Below are 653 nucleotides of genomic sequence, written 5' to 3'. Positions count from 1 at the left end.
GCCCTCGCCCTGCTGGTAAAGAAGCCGCCAAGCGGTGACAATTGGGCCTACGAAGTCAAATGGGATGGCTATCGTCTCGCGATCCACGTTGAACCTCGCGGAGCCCGGATTATCACCCGGGGTGGCCACGACTGGACATCGTATTTCCCGACCATTGCAGCCGCTGCAAAGGACTTAGGCCCTGCAACCATGATCCTGGATGGTGAGGCGGTTGTGCTTGACGAAAAGGGCCTGCCCAACTTTGGACTGCTGCAACAGGATCTCGGCGGCCGACGGGCGACACGCGCGGCAGAGAACGCAGTCCTTTACGCATTCGATTTGCTCTACTTCGACGGTCACGACCTCACCGGCATCGAGCTGTCATCGCGGCGGCAGATGCTCGCCACCCTGCTTGCGGATGCCACAGGTGCAATCCGGCTTTCGGTGGAATTCAATACAGATGGCGCGCTTCTTCTGCGGAACGCGTGTATGCACGGCCTTGAAGGGATCATCGCGAAGGATCGAAACAGCACCTATCGCTCCGGGAGGTCCGGCGACTGGCTCAAAATCAAATGCAGCAACAGCGAAAGCTTCGCGGTCATTGGCTATGAACCGTCCGTCAAGGTGCGCGGGTCAATCGCAAGTCTCCTGCTTGCGGCGCACAACGACGATGG

General features: G+C 59.3%; 1 protein-coding gene. It reads left to right on the top strand.

Features of this window, described 5'->3' with window-relative positions:
* A partial coding sequence (ligD, locus tag LB462_RS30970) for a non-homologous end-joining DNA ligase (RefSeq protein WP_224515963.1) occupies positions 1 to 653 on the top strand: 653 nt, incomplete at both ends.

It is taken from the genome of Phyllobacterium chamaecytisi (genome assembly GCF_020164455.1).
Taxonomy (GTDB): domain Bacteria; phylum Pseudomonadota; class Alphaproteobacteria; order Rhizobiales; family Rhizobiaceae; genus Phyllobacterium; species Phyllobacterium chamaecytisi.
Note: the sequence above shows the minus strand (reverse complement) of the source record. Positions and strands in the feature narration are given on the sequence as shown.